The sequence below is a fragment of the Blautia sp. AF32-4BH genome, from assembly GCF_003460565.1.
GTDB classification, from domain to species: Bacteria; Bacillota; Clostridia; order Lachnospirales; family Lachnospiraceae; genus Fusicatenibacter; species Fusicatenibacter saccharivorans.
In genome coordinates this window covers 43635-67298 of sequence record NZ_QTVL01000011.1, presented here as the reverse complement: position 1 = coordinate 67298, position 23664 = coordinate 43635, and the positions used below count along the sequence as shown (strand labels likewise).

The window sequence follows — 23664 nt, the reverse complement described above, 5'->3', positions numbered from 1 at the left end:
TATATTCTCATTTGTTCTACGCTTATATACCATACTCGATTTTTCTCCAACAGGCAAGGCTTGTTTTTACTGAATTCTTTTTACTCGATTCTTTTTGCTGGATTCTTTTTTGAATCTGTGCTATACTCATTCCCGTGCATTTATATAATCGGATTTTCCCGCCTTTTTACGGGTGTCCGGACTGGTTCGTGAACTTCCCAGTATAAAAAACCAAGTATCTCAAAATTTTCATCAAAGGAGATTGGAAAATGAATGCAAGAAAACTGATCATCGACTGTGATCCGGGCATCGACGATTCTCTCGCCCTGATGCTTGCCGCAGCTTCCAAAGAGCTGGATCTGATCGGCATCACCACAGTCAGCGGAAATGTACCCGCTTCTATGGGCGCAAAAAATGCCCTCAAAATTCTTTCCATGATTGGAAAAACAGATGTCCCTGTTTATGTCGGAGAGGAAACTCCCCTGGTCCGCGACTATGTGGATGCCATGGACACGCACGGCATGGACGGCCTCGGCGAATCCGGCTGGCCGGATGTCAAAGAGCTTACGCCAAAAACAGACGCTGTTTCTTTCCTCATCGAAACCTTAAAAACAACCCCTGATGTTACAATTCTTGCCCTCGGACCGATGACGAATCTTGCAAAGGTTATTTCGTGTGCACCGGAATGCCTTGAGAATCTCGAAGCACTGGTCTCCATGGGCGGAAGCTACAAGAGTCACGGAAACTGCTCTCCGGTTGCCGAGTATAATTACTGGTGCGACCCGGACGCCGCAGCCGAAGTGTTCCGTGCTTTCTCCGAGCTGCCGCAGCTTGCCGGCAAAAAGCTCCATATGATCGGGCTGGATGTCACAAGAAAAATTGTTCTGACTCCGAATCTCGTGGAATATATGAAGTGTGTAAATCCGGAAGTCGGAACCCGCATCGAGGAGCTGACACGTTTTTACTTCGATTTTCACTGGAAACAGGAAAAGGTCATCGGATGCGTAATCAACGATCCGCTCGCAGCCGCTTATCTTGTGGATCCGTCGCTCTGCAGCGGTTTTGATGCCTATACGCAGGTGGAAACAAATGGTCTCTGCCTTGGTCAGACCGTTGTGGATGCCATGAATTTTTATCAGAAAGCACCGAACAGTCACATTCTAACGCAGGTCGATGTGAGCCGCTTTTTCCTGATGTTCTTTGCGCGTGTTCTTGGCGTATCTGAAGTGGAATCTGCACCGGTTCTCGACCAGATTCTTACCGCACCGCCCGTCTTCCCGCATGAGACAATGTTTCAGAAGGGAGGGGACGCAAGATGAACGCAAACCGTACGTTAAAGCTCACGACTCTGGCACTCTGTGGTGTTATCAATATCCTCGGCGGTACCGTTGCACTGCTGCTGCGCCTTCCGGTTTACCTCGACTCCATCGGAACGGTTCTGGCTGCCGCCCTGTTCGGACCGGTTGCAGGCCTCGTCCCGGGACTCATTTCCGGACTGATTTCCGGTATGACAAGTGATGTCTATGCGTTTTACTATATTCCGGTACAGCTCATCCTTGGTCTGGTTGCAGGTCTTGTATTCCGGAAGCTCCGCCCATCCCATACGGCCGGCTCCCGCAGTGAGGGACTTTCTCTTCGCTCCATGGGCTGGAAGCTGTTTCCGGCAGCACTTGTGATCTCACTTCCGGGTACTGTGGTAAGTTCCACAATCACCGCGGTTGTTTTCGGTGGAATTACTTCCTCCGGCTCCACTGTGCTGGTGCAGCTGCTTCACAGCCTCGGTATGAATCTGACTCTCTCTGTCTGCGTTGTACAGGCCATGACAGACTTTGTGGATCGAATGATTGTCCTTGCAGTCGTCCTCGTGATTCTGCCCGCCGTTTCTTCTGCTTTCGGCAGTCTTTCTATGAGAAGCAGAAAATAATCTGTACCAATAGCACAAAGAATCCTGCAAAAAATTCACTTTCTTTTTTGCAGGATTCTCATATTTTGGCATAACAAGAACTCCGGAAAAAAGGGGAGGCTGCATCAGGAGCCATCCCTTTTCCGGAGTTTTTTATTTCTTCTTTAATAAAATCATTCACATGCGCGGATCCATACCTGCATTTCGCCCTCACCTCGGTTGTTCCACATATAATATGGAATCAGCTTCAGTTTCGTCTTTTCCTCTTCCTCTTTCTGATACAGATGATACAACGGCTGTTTTTCCGCATCGCCCAGCTTCATGCGACGTCCCTCGGCCGTTACGCACACAAAGTGCTCGCCCAGCTCATCTGCTGCTTCTGCGGTTTTTTCACCATTCACACAGAGTTTTGTCAAATGCAGATTCTTTCCGTTGTCTGCTTCTTCCATACAGTAAACAACCGGTCCTCGTTTTACGGCAACACGGCCGGCGTCCTCGCGTACAAGCGGATTGGATGCCAGAAACTGGATTTCCATCGGGAAGTTCAGGCGGATCGTCTCACCCTTCGCCCATACTTTTGTCACATAAAGATACCCGTCTTTTTCTTCCACTTCTGCGCCTTTTGGAATCTCTTTTTCATAAGAAGCACACCATCCCGGGATGCGGAATGCAAAGGTGTACGGCTCTTTGGTATCGCTCTCGCAGGTCACGGAAACATGGCCGTCCCACGGGAATTCGGAAGTGATGGATGCTTTTACTTTTTCTCCTTCCACTGTTCCGCCCATGTACAAGTGGACAAACAGGGTTGTGTCGTTTTCCGTGTATGCGTAAGATGCAACTGAGCTTACCGTTCTTGCCAGGTTCGGAGGGCAGCAGGCACAGCCGAACCATTTCTGACGGATCGGTTTTACATGGAATTTCCGCTCATCCTTGTGACATGCCTCCGGCAGTACCTCCAGCGGATTGACATAGAAGAAGCTCTTTCCGTCGAGCGCCATTCCGGAGAGAACGCCATTGTAGAGGGCTAATTCCATCACATCCGCGTACTCTGCTTTTGCCTGAATCTCCAGCATGCGGCGAGCAAAGAACACAAGACCGATGGATGCACAGGTCTCTGCGTAAGCGGTATCGTTTGGCAGGTCATAGTTGAAAGAGAATGCCTCTCCTATATGAGTGGCACCGATTCCGCCGGTGACGTACATTTTCTGATGCACCATATTGTTCCAGAGAGTTTCACAGGCTTTCAGCAGGCTCTCATCCTGCGTTGCCCTTGCCACATCCGCCATGCCGGAATAGAGATATACGGCGCGTACGGAGTGCCCCTGCACCTCATCCTGCTGACGCACCGGGCGGTTTGCCTGATTGTAGCTATATCGTTCCTCGCCCTCCGGGCAGGTCAGACCGCGCTCGATATCGTAATAGTATGGTTTTGTTCCGCGTTCATCGATGAAGTATTTTACAAGATCGAGATACTTCTGCTCGCCGGTCAGATCATAGAGACGCATCAGAGCCATCTCTGCAATTTCGTGACCAGGATAACCTGCTTTTTTACCCTCGCCGTGACCGAGTTTGCCGGCAATAAAGTCCGCGAAACGCTCTGCTGCTTTTAAGAGACGGTCTTTTCCGGTCGCCTGATAATAGGCTACGGCGCCTTCCGTCAGATGACCGAAGCAGTACAGCTCATGGTTGTCCTTAAGGTTTGTAAAAATCATATCCTGATCGTTGATCAGATAGTAGGTATCGAGGTATCCGTCTTCTCTCTGTGCTGCGCAGACAGCTTCAATTGCTTCATCTGCCGTTTTTTCCAGCTCCGGATCGGGATGCTGTGTCAGGGAGTACGCAACTGCCTCCACCCATTTGGTAAAATCGGTATCCTGGAACAGGAAGCCATAAAATCTTCCGTCCATTTTGCCATCCTTCGGCAGTGTCTCAAAAGTATCCAGCGGATATTTGATCTGAACAAATTTGTCTCCTTTTGCTTTCCGCTCTTTTTCAACTTCACCGGCGCGGCGGTAGTTCCGCATACAAAAGCTCGGTGCTGCTCCCGGAACATTGTCATTTAAGGCATTCCACTGATACGGAATTACTTCGGTGCGGACAAGCTCCATCTCTTTTTTCCAGAATGCATCAGTAACCTGGACTTTTGCCAGGGATAATGGTTTGCTGAAGTTTTTCTGATCCATTTTTTCGGTCTCCTTTTTCGTTGTCTTCCGCCGCCTCCTGGTTTGAAAAAGATATTTTCCTTGCTTTCAGGGATGGGAAGCGTTACACTTCTTTTGACGGCTGTTTTCCTGTTTTTCTATAGTTTTATTTTAGCAAAACGGACCGCCGTTTAAAATACAAGAATGTTTGAAAAGGTTTGAAAAAGTCATATGATCTCTGTTTTATTTCCAGATGCCGCCTGTTTTACCTACGACCTCTGCGGCAAATTCCAGTCCCCATCCCCAGAGTGGATGCACCTGACACGGAATCTCGTCAATTTTGAACTGATGGTTGTGACGGAAGGAACGCTTTTTATCGCGGACGAACGCCGCTCTTACGAGGTTCACCCCGGCGAATATCTTCTTTTGCCGCCGACCGTCCATCAGCATGGCTCGAAAAAGGGAAGCTGCTCTTTCTACTGGCTCCATTTTATCCCGGGTATCCCCTCCGCACCGATCGTCGCTCCTTCTGACCCGACCGCCGGATCGGTTCTGGATGAGTTTCATGCTGCACCGCCATCCTCCTACCGCCTTGAGGACCTCGCTCCCGTCCAGCTTCCATCCAACTACCCCGAAACGTTATGCATCCCGCTCCAGAGAACGCTTTCCTCCCCGAACCGCGTCATCATCCTCATGAAGCAGCTCCAGGACACTTCCCTGCGTTTCCACAACACGTTCCTCAACAACAGCCTGACTGCCGCTGTTCTCGGCGAAATCAACTGTCAGAGTCCCTTCTACCGCACCTACACTTCCGAAACGCAGCGGACGCAGATCCTGCAGGACATCATCAGCTACATCCAGTACCACAGCAGCGAGTCCCTCAAAGTCACCGAACTCGCCCGTTATTTCGGATACAACGACAAATACCTCTCCTCCCTCTTCCACGAGGGCACCGGGATGACGTTAAAACAATTCATCCTGAAATCCAAAACGGACAGCGCTATGGCCGAGCTGACGGACACAAATCACACGGTCTCTCAGATTGCTTATAATGTGGGATTTCAGGATGCGCATAATTTTTCCACGGCTTTCCGAAAACTCACCGGGATGACGCCGGGACAGTACCGGAAGAGTTATGGGAACCGGAAGCTTTCTTTTGAATAGGACGGGAGGATACGACCCCCAGGCACCGCGGGGGGCGGACGCTCCGCTGCGCCTGGGGACCCATCTACGTTTTGGCGGACGGAAGTGATTTACTCAATGGATGGATTCACTTATTCTTTAGAAATTTACTGTTTCTTTTAGAAAATAGACATACTTTGCTCACATTTCTTCACTATACTATATCTCAGATAGTTGATGAACCACTCAAAACTATCTCCCCCCTCATTATGAAAGAGCAGCCCGCATATCCGCGGGCTGTTCTTATTTTTTGTCTTTTTGCACCCCACCTAACGTAAATGCCGCCTGCGGTCGGGGAAAATATCCCGACCGCAGGCGGCCTCACAATCTACCGTGGAATCACATTACTCTTCCGCAGCTTCAATTGCTGCAGTCTCGATAATAAATTTCACGCTTCCATCCATTCCATTTGCCTTACCACTGTAAGAAGTATAAGCACATTTATCCGAATTCAGCGCCTGAATCCGATCCAGTACATCTCCCAGATCATCCTCAAAGGTACTCTTCAGCTTGCTGGTACCCTCTTCTTCAAACTTCTTCGTACCGTCAGCCAGTTCTTTCGCCCCATCGGACAGCTCGTCAATACCATCAACAACCTTGCTGCTTCCCGATTTCAGATCAGAAGCTCCGCTTGCCAGAGAAGAAGTTCCATTTGCCAGTGTAGAAGCTCCGCTCGCCAGCGTAGATGCTCCGCTTGCCAGCGTAGAAGCTCCGCTGTTCAGTTCAGAAGCTCCGCTTGCCAGGGAAGAAGTTCCATTTGCCAGTGTGGAGGCTCCGCTTGCCAGCTTGGATGCTCCGCCTGCTACCTGAGAAGCACCGCTTCTTAAGCTTCCGCTGTTTGCAGAAAGTTTTGCAGATCCATCGCTTAACTGGCTTCCCAGCTGTCCAAGACCTGCGGTCAGCTGTGTCGTGCCGCCCTGCAGAGTCGTAACACCCTCAACCAGAGCCGGTGCATTTGCTTTCAGCTGGCTTGCGCCGGAAAGCAGCGTATCATTGTAAGCACTCAGCTGAGTAAATCCTGCGTTCAATGCATTGATGCCTGCTGTTGCTTTTGCAAAACTCTCATTTGTGCTGCTGTACAGCTGGCTCACACCTGCGGACAGAGTATCGATGCCCTTGTACAGAGTGCTTCCGCCTGCATCAAGCTGTGCCACACCTGCGGTCAGTTTCTGCATTGCACCAAGATTCTGCTCAACAACTGCTTTATTATCGGTGATGGTCTGCATCTGTTTCTTCATGGTCTCAAGCTGCGGCATCAGAGCTGCAACCGTCTTCTGCAGATCACTGTACTGGCTCTTGATGTCGCTCATCTTCTGCTGCATTGCTGCAAGACCGGAGAGATCCGGGCGCTCGATTTCGAAGTTCAGTTCCGGAAGGGTAATCTGCGGAGCTGTAACCGGAGTAACCGAAACGGTTCCGGCGGAAGCGGAAACGCTGACACTTCCGATCTGGTTTCTTGCTTTACTTAAGGAATCGGCAAGCTCTGTATTTCCAGCGCTCTTAGCTGCGGAAATCTGTGCATCCAGTGTAGCTGCTGCTGCAGAGAGCTGATCATTTGCCTGTTTTGCTGCATCGGCGGATGCCTGGCTTGCTGCTGTATCAGCTGCGCTCTGTGCTGCTGCTGTTGCTTCCTGGTTCAGCTGTGCTGCTGCTCCGTCTGCCCATGCCTGAACCTGTGCTGCCATCTGGGTTCCCATCTGCGTTGCCTGATTCGTGATCTGTGCCTCCAGACCGCTTAAGTAGCTCTCAAGTCCTTTGGACAGCGTATCCATCTGGCTCATCAGCTCGTTGCCGTTTGTCATCATGCTGTTGACAGATCCTGCGATTGTGGTGTTCAGAACCTCGGAGAGTGCCTCGGTCTCGGAGATCAGGGTAGAACCGGTGCTGGTCATACCGTCTACCATCGTCAGAAGGCTCTGTACATCGGTGCTCTGCAGCTGCTCGTTCAAACTGGTCAGTCCTTCGGAGAGCTGTTTTGCTCCTGCTAAAATATCATTCTCATCTTTTCCGTCGAGTGCTGCGTTCAGTGTTGCGATTGCACTGTTTACCTCGGTCAGGCCGTCTGCCAGAGGCTGAAGCTGCTCAGCGCCTGCTGCAAGCTGTTTCTCGCCTGCTACATAAGAAGCAACGCCGTCGGACAGCTGTGTTGTTCCGTCGGTGTACTGTTTTACGCCTGCAACGACTTTATTCACACCGTTTACATACTCGGTTACGCTTCCAGTCAGCACACCGTTCTTTCCAAGATACGTCTGGATTGCTTTATTCAGGGTATCAGCGCCCTCGGTGTAGGAGTTTACGCCGCTTGCCAGGGAAGAAGCTCCGCTGCTTAAGGTGGATGCTCCGTTGGACAGGGTAGCTGCTCCGCTGTTTAAGGTAGAAGCTCCGCTGTTCAGAGTAGAAGTTCCGTTTGCCAGAGTCGATGCTCCGCTTGCCAGTGTGCCGGCTCCGCCTGCCAGTGTGCCGGCTCCGCTGTTCAGCTCGTCAGCGCCGTCTTTTAACGTTCCGATACCGTCATCCAGCTCTTTGTAGCTGTCTTTTAAAGTATCCACACCATCGGAGAGTGCCTTGGAACCGTCAACCAGTTCCATTGCAGCATCCTCAAGATCACTCAGTGCATCCTTCAGATCATCGTATCCGGTGATGTTGTCGGTATTGATGGTGTCGAGAACATCGTCAAGTGCAACGGTGAAGGTAGAATCCAGAGAGAAGTTCTCCACATCTGCAGTGATCTCCAGGCTTTCCGGCAGTTCGAAATCGCTGTCACCGGATACCAGATCTTCAAGGGAATCGGAATTTAATCCCAGGCTTTCCTGCAGGCCCGGCATACCAAATCCGATTACGATGTTTCTGCTTCCATCGGAAATGACTTTACCATTGTCGATCTTGACATTGGAGAAAGTATCCTGCGGAAGAATCATTCCGGTCATCAGGACGAATGGGGTGTACATCGTCTCTTTCTTGCCATTGATGTCAACCGTTGTCTTTGTGTTGTTTGTATAGTCAACTTTGATTTTCAGTTTTCCGCTCTTTCCGGCCAGGTCATCCGGTTTGATTTCCTTGCCGTCCAGATAATAGGTGAACTTCACGGAAACCGGAGGCTCTTTTGTGGTTGTTCCCTGATAATAGATATCCTCGCCGTCTGTCTGCCAGGTCAGCTCGTTTCCGCTCTGGGTGAACTCCTCGTCGCCCTTTACGTTTTTGATGTCCTTCAGTTCACTCTCATCTTTCAGGTTCTTTTCCGTTCCTGCGTTCTTCAGCCAGTTGGATACGGTGATCTGATCTTCCGATCCGTCTGCATTTGCATTTACATATACGGTTTCTTCTTTGGAAACCGCTGCGTCCTCTCCTGTCGCTGCATAAACCGGAGCAGCTCCCATAACAGCAGCCATACCAACAGCAAGACCAGACATCATCTGTTTTCTCAGTTTTCTGTTTCTATTCATTGTGATAAACTTCCTTTCTGTGGTTTTTATAATGGTTTTTTATGATGAAATCCAGGATCATAAGAGAAGTAAAACCCGCTCGGAGTAAGATACTGCGGGATACTGTTTCCCTCAGATCGAGAATGTTTTTCCTATGTTTTTTCCATGTCTTTCAGTCATCTAATGTTATAACGCAAAAATGACTCTTAGTCAACATTAAATACTGCACAAAATTGACGAACGGTCATTTTTTTCTTCGTGCATAGTCACAAAAATGAGAAAATTAGTCATTTTCCCTTTGACAGTTTCCATGTGTTTTACCTATAATTATAAATAAGATAATTACACACAATCTGATATCTTTCAGGAAAGGAGACTCTCTGTGGGAAAAATTGACAACAATAAACAAATGAAACGTGAGTCCCTTCTGGACTCTGCTTTCTCACTTTTTATCAACAACGGCTTCAGTAAAACATCCATTTCGGATATCGTGAATAACGCCGGTGTTGCAAAAGGTACCTTCTATCTTTATTTCAAAGACAAGTACGATATTCGGAATCATCTGATCGCACATAAGGCGAGTCAGGTATTTCAGGCCGCCTACACAGATCTGCTGCGCCACCCGGATATCCGTGATTTTGAAGAGCAGGTGCTTTTTATCACCGACAATATCCTCGACCAGTTTGCCGCCAACCACAGTCTCGTGACGCTGATTTCCAAGCATCTGAGCTGGGGATTCTTCAAAAATTCTCTTACCTTTGCTCCGTTTGCCGACACGCCGGCCATCTACACCATCTATGAATCTCTGCTCTCTCATGCAGCATATACGTATCGCTCACCGGAGCTGATGTTCTATATGATTCTGGAGCTTGTAAGCGGTACAAGCTACAATGCTATCCTGTACCAGCAGCCGGTTCCGCTTGAAGAACTAAAGCCGGAGCTCTACGCTGCCATTCGGGGCATTTTCAAGCAGTTCCGAATCCGGAAGAAACGGAAAACCACGGAAAATGCAGGCGCGAATCCCGACTCACTGCTCTCGTAAACAAGAAAGAATCCTGCTTTGCAGGATTCTCCGCCTGCGGCGGGTCGCTTCAGCGACATAATTCCCGTCCGCCGCAGTGCGATCCTGCCCGGAGGGCTTTTTTAATTTACAGGAAAATTCAACGAAGTTTCCTGTAAATCAAAAAAATACTTTCGCGGAATCTTTTCAAAAGAAACCACGAAAGTATTTTTTATTTTTCTCTTTGCCTATACCTGCTGTTCCAGATACTCACCAATCCGCTGTTCCATCACAGGCACCAGCCACTCGGCATAGCCGGCCTTCATCGGATGAATCGGATCCTGAAGATACAGTTTTCGTTTTTCCGGGGAAACACGGTTGATTCGTTCGTCATTCCAGAAATCGATCACACCGATCTGCCATTTTTCCTGAATTTTCAGAAGCGCCTCTACCATCTTCGCGTACGGCTCGGAATCATACTGTGGATTCGTATAGAACATCACCGGACAATGCCACGTTTCTTTTGCATATGCAATGATATACTCTATTGCTCCGCAGACGGTTTCGACATCGAAGCTCTCCAGATCGCAGGATTCCGAAATTTCACCGAGCGGGCTGTTGCGTGTTGCATCGTTGGTAGACAGCTGGCAGATAAAAAGATCCACCTGTTGCTTTGGATCAAGCTTGTCACGCATGCGCTCGATGTAGGAATCCTCGCCATTATCAATCAGCGTGGTTCCGTTGACTGCTTCCTTGATGCAGGTACAGCTGTCTTTCTTCGCTATGTACTCCGCAAACGAATTGTTGTGGGCAGCAAAGCCCTTCGTCACGGAGGATCCCAAAAATACAACTGTTTTTCCTTTTAACGGACTTGTTTTTTTAAACGGAATACGGGAAACATCGTATCGGACGGAATTTCCCTTTTTAAAATAACCTGTTTTCTTATTCATGCTATATATGCCGCCCACAGCTAAGGCTGCGCCTCCTGCGGCCAGGATTCCGGCTATTATTTTTGCATCCATCGCAAAACCTCCATTATCTGAGTCAATACCACTTCGCAGATCCTGTCGGATCTTTTTTTCGAATACCCCTATCTTACATCATTTTTCTGAAAATGCAAGTAAACTTTGTTGTCGATTTTGTTCCGATTTTGTTAACAAAATACGGATTTTCTGTGTTCTGGTCGAATTCTGATCGATTCCGGCGATTTTTTTATTCTCTTTTCCTCAAAAACCATTGACTTTCAAGTGCACTTAAATGATATATTAAAAGCAACGTAATTACTATTCTTTCTGTACTTCCAGAGTCCTTCCACGCCTGCTTTACGAAAACCTCTGCGAATACAGAAGCATTGCAAAGGAGAAAATTCTACTATGAAAGAAACAATTTTAGGCAATCACCTGCGAAAAGTTCCTTCCATTGCAGTCGGATGCATGCGGCTTTCCGAAAAATCGAAGGACGAGATGAATCATTTTATCCACTCCGCGCTGGAGCAGGGCGCATATTTCTTTGATCACGCGGATATCTACGGCGGCGGCATGAGCGAGACTGTGTTCGGTGAGGCATTTTCCGGCGATCCGTCCCTGAAACGGGAGGATATTTTTCTCCAGTCCAAATGCGGCATCCGCCAGGGCTGCTATGATCTGTCGAAAGACCACATCCTGGAATCTGTCGATGGTATTTTAAAACGTCTGCAGACGGATTACCTCGATCTTTTGCTGCTCCACCGGCCGGATGCGCTCGTAGAACCAGAAGATGTAGCTGCCGCCTTTGATGTTCTGTTTGAGAGCGGAAAGGTCCGCCATTTCGGTGTTTCCAACCACAAGCCGATGCAGATTGCACTGCTGCAGAAATATGTCCGCCAGCCACTCGTTGCCAATCAGGTACAGTTCAGCATTCCGGTTTCCAACCTTGTTGCAAATGGCATGGAAGTGAACATGGAAACACCGGGTTCGGTTGACCACGATGGCAGTCTGCTCGATTACTGCCGTCTGCACGATATTACCCTGCAGGCATGGTCTCCGTTCCAGATGCCATCATGGAAAGGATGTTTTCTTGGAAGCGACGAGTACCCGGAACTGAACCGGAAAATCCGTGCACTGGCCGAAAAATACAGCGTCAGTGATACCACGATTGCGGCAGCGTGGATTCTGCGCCACCCGGCAAATATGCAGCTTGTCACAGGTACGGCAAGCGAAAACCGCCTGAAAGAGATTATCGCGGCATGTGCTATTACGCTGACGCGGGAAGAATGGTATGAGCTGTATCTGGCGGCAGGCCATCCGCTTCCGTAAGTTTTTCTGTCCGCCTGCCCATATGCGGAACAAGGCTAAAATCCCCTTTTCGGATCCGTGATTGATTTATAACATCGGAAAAGCATTCCTTTGGATCTTATCGATCTTCTGGAATGCTTTTCCCTTTTCCTTTTCTTTTTTCATGCAGCTATCTGCAATCCGCATTGGCTGCCTGCCCATAACCAAATAACTGCTCCGCAGTTTATCAGAAGAAGCTTGCATTCCTCCTGATACAGGCAAGTCCCCAACCACTGCTTATTACTTTTCGTACTCGAAGCAGGTGACTTACTTGATTCGGTTAAATCAGATCTCTCCCACCAGATATCCCTGTTTTCCGTTGCGCAGGAAGATCGGCAGTGTTTCGATCGGCGCCTCAATTTCATAGGCTTTTCCGCCCTCATAAACATCACCGGTATTTGCCAGCGTCCAGGACGCACCGGCCGGCAGATAAACGGTACGGCTCGTTGCTTTTGGCCGGACAATCGGTGCTACAAGGATGTCGGAGCCGAACATGTAAGCATCGGAGATATCCCAGCACGCTGCATCCTCCGGGAACTCATAGAACATCGTTCTCATGACCGGTGTTCCTTTTTCGTGTGCTTCTGCCATCAGGCTTCTCGTGTAATCGCGCATTTTTTCGCGGACACCGATGAATTTTGTCAGGATTTCATAATTTTTCTCTCCGAAGCTCCATACCTCGTTGTCAGCTCCGGTTCCCTCACGCACTTCGCCAGCCTTGTTGATGATCTCTTCTCTTGGTCCCCGGTTTCCGTGAATACGCATAACCGGGCAGAAGGTGCCAAACTGGAACCAGCGCACAAGCAGCTCCTGGAAGTCCGGATCTTCAGTCACGCCGCCGTGGAATCCACCGATATCGGTCGTCCACCACGGAATACCGCAAAGTCCCATATGAAGACCTGCACAGATCTGTTTGCGGAAATCCTCGTAGGTCGAAAGAATATCCCCGGACCACACAAGCGCACCGTATTTCTGGCTTCCGAGCCATGCACAGCGCACAAGGTTGACAATATCTTCCTGCCCATTCTCTTTTTGTCCTTCGTAGAACATGCGGGAATACTCTCTCGGGTAAATATTTCCGATCTCTTCCACCGGGCCTGCGGCGTAGCGGTAGCACTCATACTCGTACGTCGAGAACTCCGGCTCTGCTTCATCCAGCCAGAATGTGCGGATGCCGAGATCTGCATAGTTTTTCTTTACTTTTTCCCAGACATACTTTCTCGTTCTCGGATTCGTTGCATCCAAAAAGACATTATTTCCATGGAACAGCATCTGAACATCAACACCTGCATTACTCTTCACAAGAAGTCCCTGTTGTTTCATTTCTTCGTAATTTTCGCTTCTCCAGTCGATCTGCGGCCAGATGGAAACCATCGTCTCGATGCCCATCTCATGCAGCTCGTCGATCATTGCTTTCGGATCCGGGAAATATTCTTCATCAAAACGATAATCACCGCATCTTGGCCAGTGATAATAGTCGATGACAAAGACATCCAGCGGAATGCCGCGTTTTTTGTACTCGCGTGCCACATTCAGTACCTGCTCCTGGTTGTAGTAGCGCAGCTTGCACTGCCAGAAGCCAAGGCCGTACTCCGGCATCATCGGAACCTTACCAATGGCGTCTGCAAAGTGCTCTTCAATTTCCGCCGGGGTATCGCCTGCGGTTACCCAGTAGTCGAGCTGCTTTGTGGTGCGTGCCAGCCATTCCGTTGTGTTTGTTCCGAAATGAACCTCACCGACTGCTGCATTGTGCCACAGGAAGCCGTAGCCAAGGCTCGATACATAAAACGGAATGCTCGCCTGCGAATTGCGGTGCGCCAGTTCCAGGTTGCATCCCTTCAGGTTCATTCGCTCCTGCTGATACTGTCCCATACCGTAAATCTTCTCATCCGGGTTGGAATCGAAGGATACTTTCAGCTGATAAGCGCCGCCCTTCAATGCACGGTAATCGTGTGCGCGCAGGCAGAGTGCTCCGCCGTTCGCGATCTCGGAGAGCAGCACCTCGCCCTTCTGATTCAGGAACGTAATCCGAAGCTTCTGTCCCCACGGCTGAAGCTCGAGAATCGCCTGGATTTTACCGTTTTTAATCGTCGCTTTCCGTTCATCCACCAGCTCAATTTCCGCTTCCACCGGTTCCGGATCAAGCAGTGCAATGCTTCCCTCTTCTATCTCCGAAAGAAGCGTACCTCTCACCCGAAGACTGTCCTTCTGCCACGGCTCCACCCGGACCGTCTCCCCATCCTGCCGGAAAATCAGCGCATTTCCCTGTTTCTCAAAATACTGCATAAAAACCTCCCTTTCCAGAACCCGCCGTTCCAAACGCATGCATGGGCTCTGCTCTTTTCGTTTGCTTTCTACTTAGCATTATACTAACATTTCCGGCAGAATACTTGATCTTAATTTTCATGTTCTAACACTATTTTGATCTTTTTCAATTATTTCCCATTGAAATAAAGCTCTTTCTTAAGGAATCGGAATTCGCCTTTCCCCTGCGTCCGTTTTTCAACGCAAAGAACCCCCGGAGCCATTACAGCCCCGGGGGTTCTCAGTATTTCATTTATTATGCAAGCTTCAAAGTATTAACCTTAACTCCAGGTCCCATAGTAGGAGCCAGAGTAACGCTCTTCAGGTACTGTCCCTTCAGAGTAGCCGGTTTTGCTTTGTTGATTGCACCGATCAGCGTCTGGAAGTTGTCGCTTAACTGCTCCTCAGTAAAAGAAGCTTTTCCGATTGGCACGTGGATAATGTTTGTTTTGTCAAGACGATACTCAATCTTACCTGCTTTGATCTCTTTAACGGCTTTGGTAACATCCATAGTTACGGTACCAGCCTTCGGGTTTGGCATTAAACCTTTCGGTCCAAGTACACGGCCCAGACGACCAACAACACCCATCATATCCGGTGTAGCAACAACAACGTCGTAATCAAACCAGCCATCGTTCTGGATTCTCGGGATCAGCTCCTCTGCTCCAACGAACTCTGCACCTGCTGCAACAGCCTCATCAGCTTTTGCGCCTTTTGCGAAAACAAGGACACGAACCTGTTTTCCTGTTCCGTGCGGCAGAACAACTGCGCCACGGATCTGCTGGTCTGCGTGACGTCCGTCACAACCAGTTTTGATGTGAACTTCGATTGTCTCGTCAAATTTAGCAGTAGCTAATTTCTTAACTGTGGAAATAGCATCTGCCGGATCGTACTGAATGCTACGATCAACTGCTTTTGCAGCCTCTAAATATTTCTTACCATGTTTCATTGTCTAATAACCTCCTGGTGGTAGTTGCGGGAATCTCCCTCCCACGTCAATACGAGAAGATGTAAACTCTTCTTCTAAATTAGTCCTCTACAACGATACCCATACTTCTTGCGGTACCTGCGATCATGCTCATAGCTGCCTCAACAGTTGCTGCATTCAGATCTGGCATCTTCATCTCTGCGATCTCACGAACTTTGTCCTTAGAGATAGTAGCAACTTTCGTTTTGTTCGGAACGCCGGAACCAGATTTCAGGTTGCAGGCTTTCTTAAGCAGAACTGCTGCCGGAGGAGTTTTGGTTATGAAGCTGAAACTTCTGTCTGCATATACAGTGATAACTACAGGGATGATCAGGTCTCCCTTATCTGCTGTTCTTGCGTTGAACTCTTTGGTAAACTGTACGATGTTTACTCCGTGCTGTCCAAGTGCAGGTCCAACCGGTGGTGCTGGTGTTGCTTTACCAGCAGGAATCTGTAATTTGATATATCCTGTAACTTTCTTTGCCATTTTACGGCACCTCCTAAATAAATGTGGTAATTGCGGGAATTTCCCTCCCACGAAACGCCCCTGGGGCATTTCTTACATCTTCTTGACTTCTGCGAAACTTATTTCTACCGGCGTTTCGCGGCCGAACAGCTCAACATTGATGGTAACCATCTGTTTTGTATCGTTGATACTCTGAATCAGTCCGGTTGTATCCTTCCATGCGCCGCCTGTTACAACGACTGCATCGCCAACTTCAAGGTCAAGCTCAACCTTTTCCTCACCACCGGTGATTCCAAGGTTCACCATTTCCTCATCCGTAAGCGGTACCGGCTTGGATCCCGGTCCGACGAAGCCCGTAACACCTCTGGTATTGCGGACAACATACCAGGTATCGTCGTTCATGATCATGTTGATCAGAACGTAGCCCGGAAACAATTTCCGGAGTACCTGTTTCTTGGTTCCGTTCTTGACTTCAACAACTTCTTCCATAGGAACACGTACTTCCAAAATCTGATCCTCAAGATGACGGTTCTCAATTGTTTTCTCAATATTGGCTTTTACTTTGTTTTCATAGCCCGAATAGGTGTGGACTACATACCAGTTTACTTCTGACATTCTGACACCTTTATCCTTATTTGATCAATAAATTGACGAACTCGATTACAGCGCTGTCAACCAGGGTGATTAACCCGCAGGTTACTGCAGAGATCGCTACGACTGCAACGGTCTGCTTGCCCAGCGTTTTGTTGTCAACCCAGATGATTTTTCTGAACTCTGCTTTCAAGCCCTTGAACCAGCTCTTTTTGGATGCTTTTTTTTCAGTTTCTGCCATTGGATCACCTCTTACCAAAGATTATTTGGTTTCTTTGTGCATTGTGTGCTTTTTGCAGAATCTGCAGTACTTCTTTGTCTCCATTCTCTCAGGATGGTTCTTTTTCTCTTTTGTCATGTTGTAATTACGCTGTTTGCATTCAGTACATGCCAATGTGATTTTTACGCGCACGACTTCCACCTCCACTGTGTATTTGCGTTATCGCTTGTGATCCTTGCGGATCAGCGGCGGTCTCTTCATTTCTGCCCTGTTTTTGCTGCTCGTACTTCAGCAATTTCAGGCATAAAAAAAAGACCTTCTTCCATGTCGCTGGTTTATTGTAGCACAGGAACTGCCTGTTGTCAACAAAATTCACCAAAGTACGCTGAGATTTTTTATCAGGATCGTATCGTTCACCGGTGTCCGGCGAACTGTAACACCCTGTTTGTTCGAGGCGGTTCCGGACAGGAAATGGTTCTGCGCGCAATTTTTCCTGCGCGCAGAACCATTCTCCTATTCTTTCCCTTAAAAAAGCCTTACGCATCCGATCTGGAATACGCGTTTTTCATCTGGTTGCTGAGTTCAAAGAGTACCTTGTGCAGTGTTGCACCCGTCTCTTTTTTCAGCATTTCAGCGATTTTGTTGTTTGCTTCTTCTCTCAATTGTGTCTGTTTTGTTTCGTCTGTCTCCCCCGCAAGCAGCGCATCGTACTGATGGATCAGTGCATGGCCTTTTGCCATCACCTTTTCCTGATACCGCTCAATGTGGAAGATAGAAGACTTATAGGATGCATCTGCCATTGCTGCCACCATGCGGCTTGCCCAGTAGAAGTTATCTGTGGAAACCTCTCCCGTTGTGTTGGAAAGATACTCCGGTGTTGTCGTCACATCGGTGTAGAACGGAACCAGCACATTGAATGCATTTGACGCAAATGCAATCCACTGCAGAATGCCGTTGTCTCCTTTGTGATCCGGGCGCATCTGGATGACAGAAAGGAAATCGGTCCGGTTGACACCGATGGATCGGTATGCCCCTTTCCACGATTTATCGCCGTATGCGGCATACGGGTCGTACGGTGTTCCCTGATAGTGGGAGGACAGTACGTATTTCACATCCTCTACGGTGATCTTCTTTTCCGGAACCATCATCCACGGAATATCGTCAGATACCGGTGTGTAATCGGCATCCGGTCCGTCCCATTTTTTCGTGTGCGGGTTCAGACAGCGCTCCATGAACCAGGCACGCGGTGTATTGTAAACATGATCGGAATCATCGTGGCTTCCGAAAGCATCGCGCGGATTAAAATTTCCATCCATAGAAAGATCCAGATGATATGTTTCAATAAATTCTTTCAAATCCGCTGAGCACATATATTCCTTCTGTTCGCCGAGTGCATCCTCCAGATCAAAATGGTCGATGCCAAGCTGGTTCGGCATGGCCACATAATGGTCATCCGGCACTTTCACTGCCATCCAGTGATGGCCGCCGATCGTCTCCAGCCACCAGATCTCATCGTGGTCCTGAAATGCAATGCCGTTCATCTCGTATGTACCGTACTGCTCCAGCAGGCTGCCCAGTCTTTTGACACCTTCTCTGGCGCTTTTAATATAAGGAAGAACAATATAAACGAGATCCTCCTCGCCGATTCCGCCCGGAACCTCTTCTTTTCCGTCTTCCGCCGGCTGATAAACGACAAGCGGATCAGCACCCAGCACACGCGGATTCGATGTGATTGTCTCGGTCGCAGTCATACCGACCTGCGCTGCATTCACGCCGCTTGCCGCCCAGACACCCTCGCCTTTTTCTGCGTTTGGCACTGCAGTGTACCGCATCGGATTGTCCGGAAGCTCAATGGTCAGATGAGAAATCTCGGTTTTATAGGTTCTCGGCTGCTCCTCCGGGTGAATCACTACAAATTTTTTCGATGTATAATGGCCTGCACCAGAATCGTCGTTTCGCGCGATCATGGTGGAACCGTCATACGATGCTTTCTTTCCAACTAAAATGGTTGTACAAGGCATAGCTATAGCCCTCCTTTTGCTGTCTTATGCTTCCGATTATGACATCTTCAGCTGCGATTTGCAAGCACCATGTTATCTGTCGTTTTCTTCCTTTTTTACAAAATAAACCGTATCAATTCCTTCTCCCCGGTCATCCTTCAGCCGCCGGACAAGACGATATCCCAGCTTGTCCAGGATATGCTCCTGGGCCCCGTTCGTGGACCAGGTACGGAGAGTAATCCGGCTTCCCGGAAATTTTGCTGCGATGTCCTTTTCTGCTTCTGCATACATTACCTCCGAAATTCCCTGTCCGCGGTAATCCGGCCAGACGCAGAGGGTGGTCAGATAGCAGGAATCCGGATATGCTTCCAGATTCTCACAGTTAAAATGATCCTTCCAGGTCATAAAGGCCCGCACGACTCCCTCTTCCTTCCACAGCACCACATGCTGACTGCAGATATTCTCCAGATATTCTGCAATTCCATCCGTCTTTTCTTCCGTCTCGGCCCAGTTCGTCTGGGATGTACTGTTGCGGTGGGAAAGCGGCGGAACGAAATCCTGATCGCACAGCTCCAGCAGCTGCCGGATTTCCTCTTTCTCTTTTCGATCCTCTATCCCGTCCCTTACAACGACTCTGCTCTCGCAGCACATCCACGGAAGCCGGCATACGAGTGCTACGGCTGCACACATGCCATCTTCTACGCTGGCGGCATCGAGCCATTCTTCTCTGGTATGTGCTCCCCCGCCCCGGCAGAAACCGACGCAGATAGCAGGAATATGCCGCGACAATGGGATATTACAGTCTGTGGATGCCTCAGAGCATACCGCCTCTTCCCCGTCGGCTGCCTTCAGCGTTTTCTGTGCGCACCGCGTCATACGTGCCATCTGGACAGGATCGGTTTCTCTTGCGCACGGCCGCTTTCCGACGAGCTCACAGGAATACTGTACCTCCTCACTCTGGCGTGCTGCTATGGTCTCCTCCAGATATGTTTCGCAGGCTTCCAGACTCCTGTAATCCTCCGAACGGAATTCAAACAGCATGGAGGCATCCTGCGCAATCGTATTAACAGAGGTTCCTCCCTCTATTTTTCCCACATTGTATGTTGTATGAGATGCTGCATCCGTCTGAAAACGGTAAAGCTCTCCGATCAGGCCCGCAAGCTCTGCAATAGCATTTTTTCTTCCGAAATTCAGGAAGGAATGACCGCCCTTTGTTTTTGCCGAAATCCGATACCGGACAGACCCGATGCAGATGGGATACATTTTATCCCGATACAGATCAAAGGCTGCCATTCCGCACAGATTTTTTTCATAATGGTCGACAAGCGCGCGAACTCCGCACAGATTGCCAAGCCCTTCTTCTCCAAGATCCGCTGCAAAAATCAGACCGCATGGAAGCTCCGGCTCTGTCTCATGAACGTATTTTGCCGCCATCAGAAGCATCACAACATTCACGGTATCGTCCGTGATGCCGGGACAACGCCAGATCATTCCGTCTTCTTTGATCTCCAGCGGCTCCTCCAGCGAAAACACGGTGTCCAGATGCGCCGTATACAGAACCTTCTTTTCCTGTTCCGGCCGATACTCCCAGATTACATTTCCAAGCTCATCCGTATGAACCGACTCCATGCCCTGCTGTTTCATCCATTCCATGCAATATGCGATTCTCTGATCCTCTTTTCCCGTTTCCGTCGGGGTCAGTGTCAGCTCCCGCAGCGTCTGCAGCGCAAGTTCTTTGTTGTTCCGGCAAAAGTTTCGGTATTCTTCTTCTATTTCCCATTTTTTACGCATGAAGTACAATCCTTCCTTCTTTGTATTCCCATTCTGTTCCATATCTCTTGCTCACGCGGGTGAGATATTCTGCAATTTTTTCTGCTGTTTTTTCGTCTGCTACGTACGGAATATTTTTTTCTGCGTTTTCCCTGTCCATACCAAGCTCGACCGGCAGAAGCTCCAGATGTGTGCATTTCCCCTGACAGATCTCGAAATACGGCAGCACACTCCGATAGACCTCCGGAATTTCGTAGAGGGAATGTGAGGACTGCTCCTGCCGCCTGGCGATTCCGATGGATGCTGCCGTGTGAATATTCAGACCATATTTTTCCATGTAGTCCGCAGGCAGAAGGCGTACATACTGATTTTCAAAAATAAAATTTCCGAGGCAGTAGAAAATCGGACAGTCATGATACAGTTCGATTCCCTTCAGCTGATGCGTTCCGCCCCCGATCACCGCGCTGGCTCCCGCATCGATACAGGCGTGTGCAAATTCCTCCAGAAAATAATCCGCTTCCTCGTCATTGTCCTTACGGATTTCATGGGAATGTACCATAACCAGGACTGCCTCACATGTCATCTTCGCTTCCCGGATTGCATCGACGGTGCGTTTCACATCGATCGGATTCGGGCTGGAGCTTCTTCCCTCTGTTCCGTCCTTGCTGATTTCAAACATTTTCCCGCCAAATTCCATGACACCCTCGGAAAGCGGAGCTATAAATCCCTCCTGCCGGTGCAGATCCCGCAGTCCGTTGATTCCGGTCACCTCTGCAATCTTTGCAAGATCCTGCGCATGTTTCTCCGTAATGGTATATTTTTCCGAAAAGCGCAACGGATTTAAGCCCGGCCTGCCAGGCTGCCGTTCCGTCTGGCTTCCCGCCCTGGCTGCATTTTCAAAGGTAGAACAGATATCAATCACCGCAATCTGTCCCGCTGTTGTGTCCAGAATGGCAGGACGCGATGCTTCGTAAAGATTTTTGCCTGCTCCGGCATATGCCACATCCTTTTTTTTCAGTTCGCTGATCGTAGATGCAAGTCCTTCATAGGAATAATCCATCGTATGATTATTCGAAATCCCAAGAAAATTAAAACCGTAACGCAGGGTATCTTCCAGACACTTCGCATCTGCCGTCAGCCATGTTCCGCCGGAATACGCCGATGCGTAACAGCTGCCGTCCGATATCGTCGTTTCCAGATTCGCCATCCGAACCTCTCCCTGCATCAGAAATTCGCGAATCGGCAAAACATCCTGATATCCCGGCAGAAGCCGTTTCATAATCAGAATATCACCTGCCGCCGATACTCTTATTGTTCTGTTCATTCTTTTTTTGCCTCCCGAACGATTCCTGCTCTCTGCTTTTGGAATCGCATCTTTATCCATTCTTATTTTTTCGTAACGGTTCAAAAGTCCCATCCCGGTTTTTCTTTCCTTTTACATAGCTCCAAATCGTTACCTTTTCTCTCTGTATCTGCTGCTTCTTTCTACCAGATCCGCAAAAAGGCGGTTCATCTCCGGCGCTGAGTGGATCAGCCCTTCCGGATGCCACTGTACGGCCACAATCTGTCCGTTGCGGCTTTCTATCGCCTCGATGGTTCCATCCGGCGCCGTTGCTGAAACCACGATGTCCTCTCCCGGCGTACGCACTGCCTGATGATGCATGGAGTTTACCGCATGGGTTCCCGCCCCGAGGATTTCTGCCAGATGGGTTCCCTCTTTAATTTCCACATGGTGATGCAGATACGACCGCTCCAGGGACTGCAGATGCAGAATTGTGGTTTCCTTCTGTGTATAGATATCCTGGTACAGATCACCGCCGCACAGGACATTTAAAAACTGAATTCCCTTGCAGATGCCAAGCATGGGCATTCCCATCTCTTTTGCTGCCCGTCCAAGTGCGAACCATGCCTCGTCGATCTCCGGGCGAATGGTCTGGATCTGCGGTTTTGGCTCTTCTCCATAATACCACGGATTTAAGTCCTCTCCGCCGGGAACCAGAATTCCGTCGCACACAGCAAGTATGCCTTCCGGATCCGCTTTCATGGCAACTGCCGGAATTGCCATCGGAATTCCGCCGTTGTTCAGAACTGATTCGATATAATCGCTGTTGACATACATTCTCTCCGCACTTGAAAAAAGTCCCGGCTGTGTTTTATACGTATTTCCCAAGATTCCAATGATCGGTTTTCTCACTTGTAAACTCTCCTTTTTTACCAGATATGCCGAAAACGGCTTCACCTTTCCTGTGAACCCGCTTCCGGCATGCTTTTTCTTTCGTTATCGAATATTTTACAGTACATCCTGATGGCAGATATGACGGATCTTTTCCTCATCTAAAGCACGAATGACATTGGCTGCCATTGCGCTTGCTGCCTCCAGGTCTTCTTTTGCGCAGAAATTGTAATGGCTGTGCGCATAGCGGGATGGAACACCAAGCACCAGACACGGAACTGCTTTTCCTGTCACGCTGATTTTTGCTGCGTTTGTGCTTCCGCCTCTTCTTACGCTCTCCTGGTATTTAATTCCGCATTTTTCTGCTACTTCCTCGGCCAGTGAAATAAACTGCGTATTGGAAATATAGCTGTTGTCCAGGATACGAATCTGAACACCCTTCTTCATGCAGCCCTGTGCCTGTCCTGCGCTGATGAAAAAGTCATCGGAAGGAGATCCCTCAAATACAATGGCAAGGTCCGGTTTTACAATCTGACTTGTTACCACAGCACCGCGGGTTCCGACCTCCTCCTGTGCTGCAAAGGCGCCGACAACATTAACCGCAAGAGAAGCCTGCTCCTTTTCCAGCTGTTTCATCGTATCTACGATGCATGCGCAGCCGGCACGGTTGTCAAATGCTTTTCCGAAGCAGATTTCATGCTCTGCATCGTATTCAAAGGTTACATCCGGCATCATCGGATCACCGATATGGATTCCGAAAACGTTTTCAACCTCCTCGCGGCTGGTTGCTCCGACATCCACATACATTTTTTCAATTTCCAGAGTCTGGCTGTTGCGTTCTGCTGTTGTCATGAAATGAACCGGTTTCGCACAGATAATACCATGTACCATCTTTCCAGATCTGGTGCGGATCCATACCGCATGCGCCGGAAGGCTGGTCAGATGAAAGCCGCCAAGCATGATAATGCCAAGGCATCCGTTGTCCTGGATATTCTGTACCATGAAACCGCATGCGTCCAGATGGGCATCCAGCTGGATGACCGGACGGGAATCCTGCTTTGTTCCCGGCATCCGCACATACAGGTTATTCATTGCGTCATTTTCTACATCAAATTCTTTGCAGTAATCTGCTATGGTACGGATGACATCCTCCTCAAATCCACTTGGTCCAAATGCATCGGAAAGCTTACCAAACATTTCTATATCCATTGTTTTATCCTCTTTTCTTTGGGTT

Annotated in this window: 19 protein-coding genes and 1 riboswitch; of the genes, 5 read left to right on the top strand and 14 right to left on the bottom strand. The window is 49.0% G+C overall.

Translation table 11 applies throughout. The annotated features are described in order from the left end of the window. Positions 1–175: 175 nt before the first annotated feature. Positions 176–220: riboswitch (PreQ1 riboswitch) on the top strand. 28 nt (positions 221–248) lie between these two features. Together DWZ44_RS13345 and DWZ44_RS13340 are read left to right on the top strand one after the other, a co-directional pair. Next, complete coding sequence (locus tag DWZ44_RS13345) at positions 249–1298, top strand: nucleoside hydrolase (protein WP_117805067.1); 1050 nt, start codon at positions 249–251, stop codon at positions 1296–1298. Next, positions 1295–1903, top strand: coding sequence for an ECF transporter S component (locus DWZ44_RS13340; RefSeq protein WP_117805066.1), 609 nt, complete (start codon positions 1295–1297; stop codon positions 1901–1903). The genes DWZ44_RS13345 and DWZ44_RS13340 overlap by 4 nt, the downstream gene beginning before the upstream one ends. Positions 1904–2055: 152 nt before the next feature. On the opposite strand, the gene DWZ44_RS13335 is transcribed toward DWZ44_RS13340, so the two are convergent. After that, on the bottom strand, positions 2056–4065 hold the full coding sequence (locus tag DWZ44_RS13335) for a glycoside hydrolase family 127 protein (RefSeq protein ID WP_117805065.1): 2010 nt from the start codon (positions 4063–4065) through the stop codon (positions 2056–2058). A 189-nt stretch (positions 4066–4254) separates the two neighbouring features. Between DWZ44_RS13335 and DWZ44_RS13330 the strand changes: the two genes are divergently transcribed. Beyond that, positions 4255–5187, top strand: a complete 933-nt coding sequence (locus DWZ44_RS13330) for an AraC family transcriptional regulator (RefSeq protein WP_117805064.1) — start codon at positions 4255–4257, stop codon at positions 5185–5187. Between the two features lie 362 nt (positions 5188–5549). Here DWZ44_RS13330 and DWZ44_RS13325 read toward each other — a convergent pair whose 3' ends face one another. After that, the gene (locus DWZ44_RS13325; protein WP_117805063.1) at positions 5550–8648 is read right to left on the bottom strand and encodes a hypothetical protein; all 3099 of its coding nucleotides are present in this window, start codon (positions 8646–8648) and stop codon (positions 5550–5552) included. A gap of 361 nt (positions 8649–9009) precedes the next feature. On the opposite strand from DWZ44_RS13325, the gene DWZ44_RS13320 reads away from it, so the two are divergent. Continuing rightward, positions 9010–9669 (top strand): TetR/AcrR family transcriptional regulator, encoded by a 660-nt coding sequence (locus DWZ44_RS13320; protein ID WP_117805062.1) that lies wholly within the window; start codon positions 9010–9012, stop codon positions 9667–9669. Positions 9670–9875: 206 nt separating this feature from the next. Here the strand turns inward: DWZ44_RS13320 and DWZ44_RS13315 are convergent, their stop codons facing one another. Continuing rightward, a complete protein-coding gene (locus DWZ44_RS13315) occupies positions 9876–10649 on the bottom strand; it encodes an SGNH/GDSL hydrolase family protein (protein WP_117805061.1) in 774 nt (257 codons plus the stop codon). Between the two features lie 351 nt (positions 10650–11000). On the opposite strand from DWZ44_RS13315, the gene DWZ44_RS13310 reads away from it, so the two are divergent. Next, positions 11001–11921 (top strand): aldo/keto reductase, encoded by a 921-nt coding sequence (locus DWZ44_RS13310; RefSeq protein ID WP_117805060.1) that lies wholly within the window; start codon positions 11001–11003, stop codon positions 11919–11921. Between the two features lie 303 nt (positions 11922–12224). Here the strand turns inward: DWZ44_RS13310 and DWZ44_RS13305 are convergent, their stop codons facing one another. The 11 genes from DWZ44_RS13305 to DWZ44_RS13255 all read right to left on the bottom strand — a co-directional run bounded on the left by DWZ44_RS13305 (position 12225) and on the right by DWZ44_RS13255 (position 23639). Further along, positions 12225–14225 (bottom strand): glycoside hydrolase family 31 protein, encoded by a 2001-nt coding sequence (locus tag DWZ44_RS13305; RefSeq protein WP_117805059.1) that lies wholly within the window; start codon positions 14223–14225, stop codon positions 12225–12227. Between the two features lie 274 nt (positions 14226–14499). Then, complete coding sequence (rplA, locus tag DWZ44_RS13300; RefSeq protein ID WP_022463246.1) at positions 14500–15192, bottom strand: 50S ribosomal protein L1; 693 nt, start codon at positions 15190–15192, stop codon at positions 14500–14502. A 79-nt stretch (positions 15193–15271) separates the two neighbouring features. After that, complete coding sequence (gene rplK, locus DWZ44_RS13295) at positions 15272–15697, bottom strand: 50S ribosomal protein L11 (RefSeq protein WP_022463245.1); 426 nt, start codon at positions 15695–15697, stop codon at positions 15272–15274. A gap of 72 nt (positions 15698–15769) precedes the next feature. Further along, on the bottom strand, positions 15770–16291 hold the full coding sequence (gene nusG, locus DWZ44_RS13290; protein ID WP_022463244.1) for a transcription termination/antitermination protein NusG: 522 nt from the start codon (positions 16289–16291) through the stop codon (positions 15770–15772). 16 nt (positions 16292–16307) lie between these two features. After that, on the bottom strand, positions 16308–16508 hold the full coding sequence (gene secE, locus DWZ44_RS13285) for a preprotein translocase subunit SecE (RefSeq protein ID WP_022463243.1): 201 nt from the start codon (positions 16506–16508) through the stop codon (positions 16308–16310). Positions 16509–16529: 21 nt separating this feature from the next. Further along, complete coding sequence (gene rpmG / locus DWZ44_RS13280; protein ID WP_055219257.1) at positions 16530–16679, bottom strand: 50S ribosomal protein L33; 150 nt, start codon at positions 16677–16679, stop codon at positions 16530–16532. 344 nt (positions 16680–17023) lie between these two features. Next, positions 17024–18508: a C69 family dipeptidase gene (locus tag DWZ44_RS13275; protein ID WP_117805058.1), complete on the bottom strand. Its 1485-nt coding sequence runs from the start codon at positions 18506–18508 to the stop codon at positions 17024–17026. Positions 18509–18580: 72 nt separating this feature from the next. Continuing rightward, a complete protein-coding gene (locus tag DWZ44_RS13270) occupies positions 18581–20278 on the bottom strand; it encodes a M20/M25/M40 family metallo-hydrolase (protein WP_158565916.1) in 1698 nt (565 codons plus the stop codon). Further along, complete coding sequence (locus DWZ44_RS13265) at positions 20271–21581, bottom strand: CapA family protein (protein WP_158565914.1); 1311 nt, start codon at positions 21579–21581, stop codon at positions 20271–20273. The genes DWZ44_RS13270 and DWZ44_RS13265 overlap by 8 nt, the downstream gene beginning before the upstream one ends. 129 nt (positions 21582–21710) lie before the next feature. Then, positions 21711–22451, bottom strand: coding sequence for a gamma-glutamyl-gamma-aminobutyrate hydrolase family protein (locus DWZ44_RS13260; RefSeq protein ID WP_055226730.1), 741 nt, complete (start codon positions 22449–22451; stop codon positions 21711–21713). Positions 22452–22547: 96 nt separating this feature from the next. Further along, positions 22548–23639: a M42 family metallopeptidase gene (locus DWZ44_RS13255; RefSeq protein ID WP_117805055.1), complete on the bottom strand. Its 1092-nt coding sequence runs from the start codon at positions 23637–23639 to the stop codon at positions 22548–22550. Positions 23640–23664: the final 25 nt, after the last annotated feature.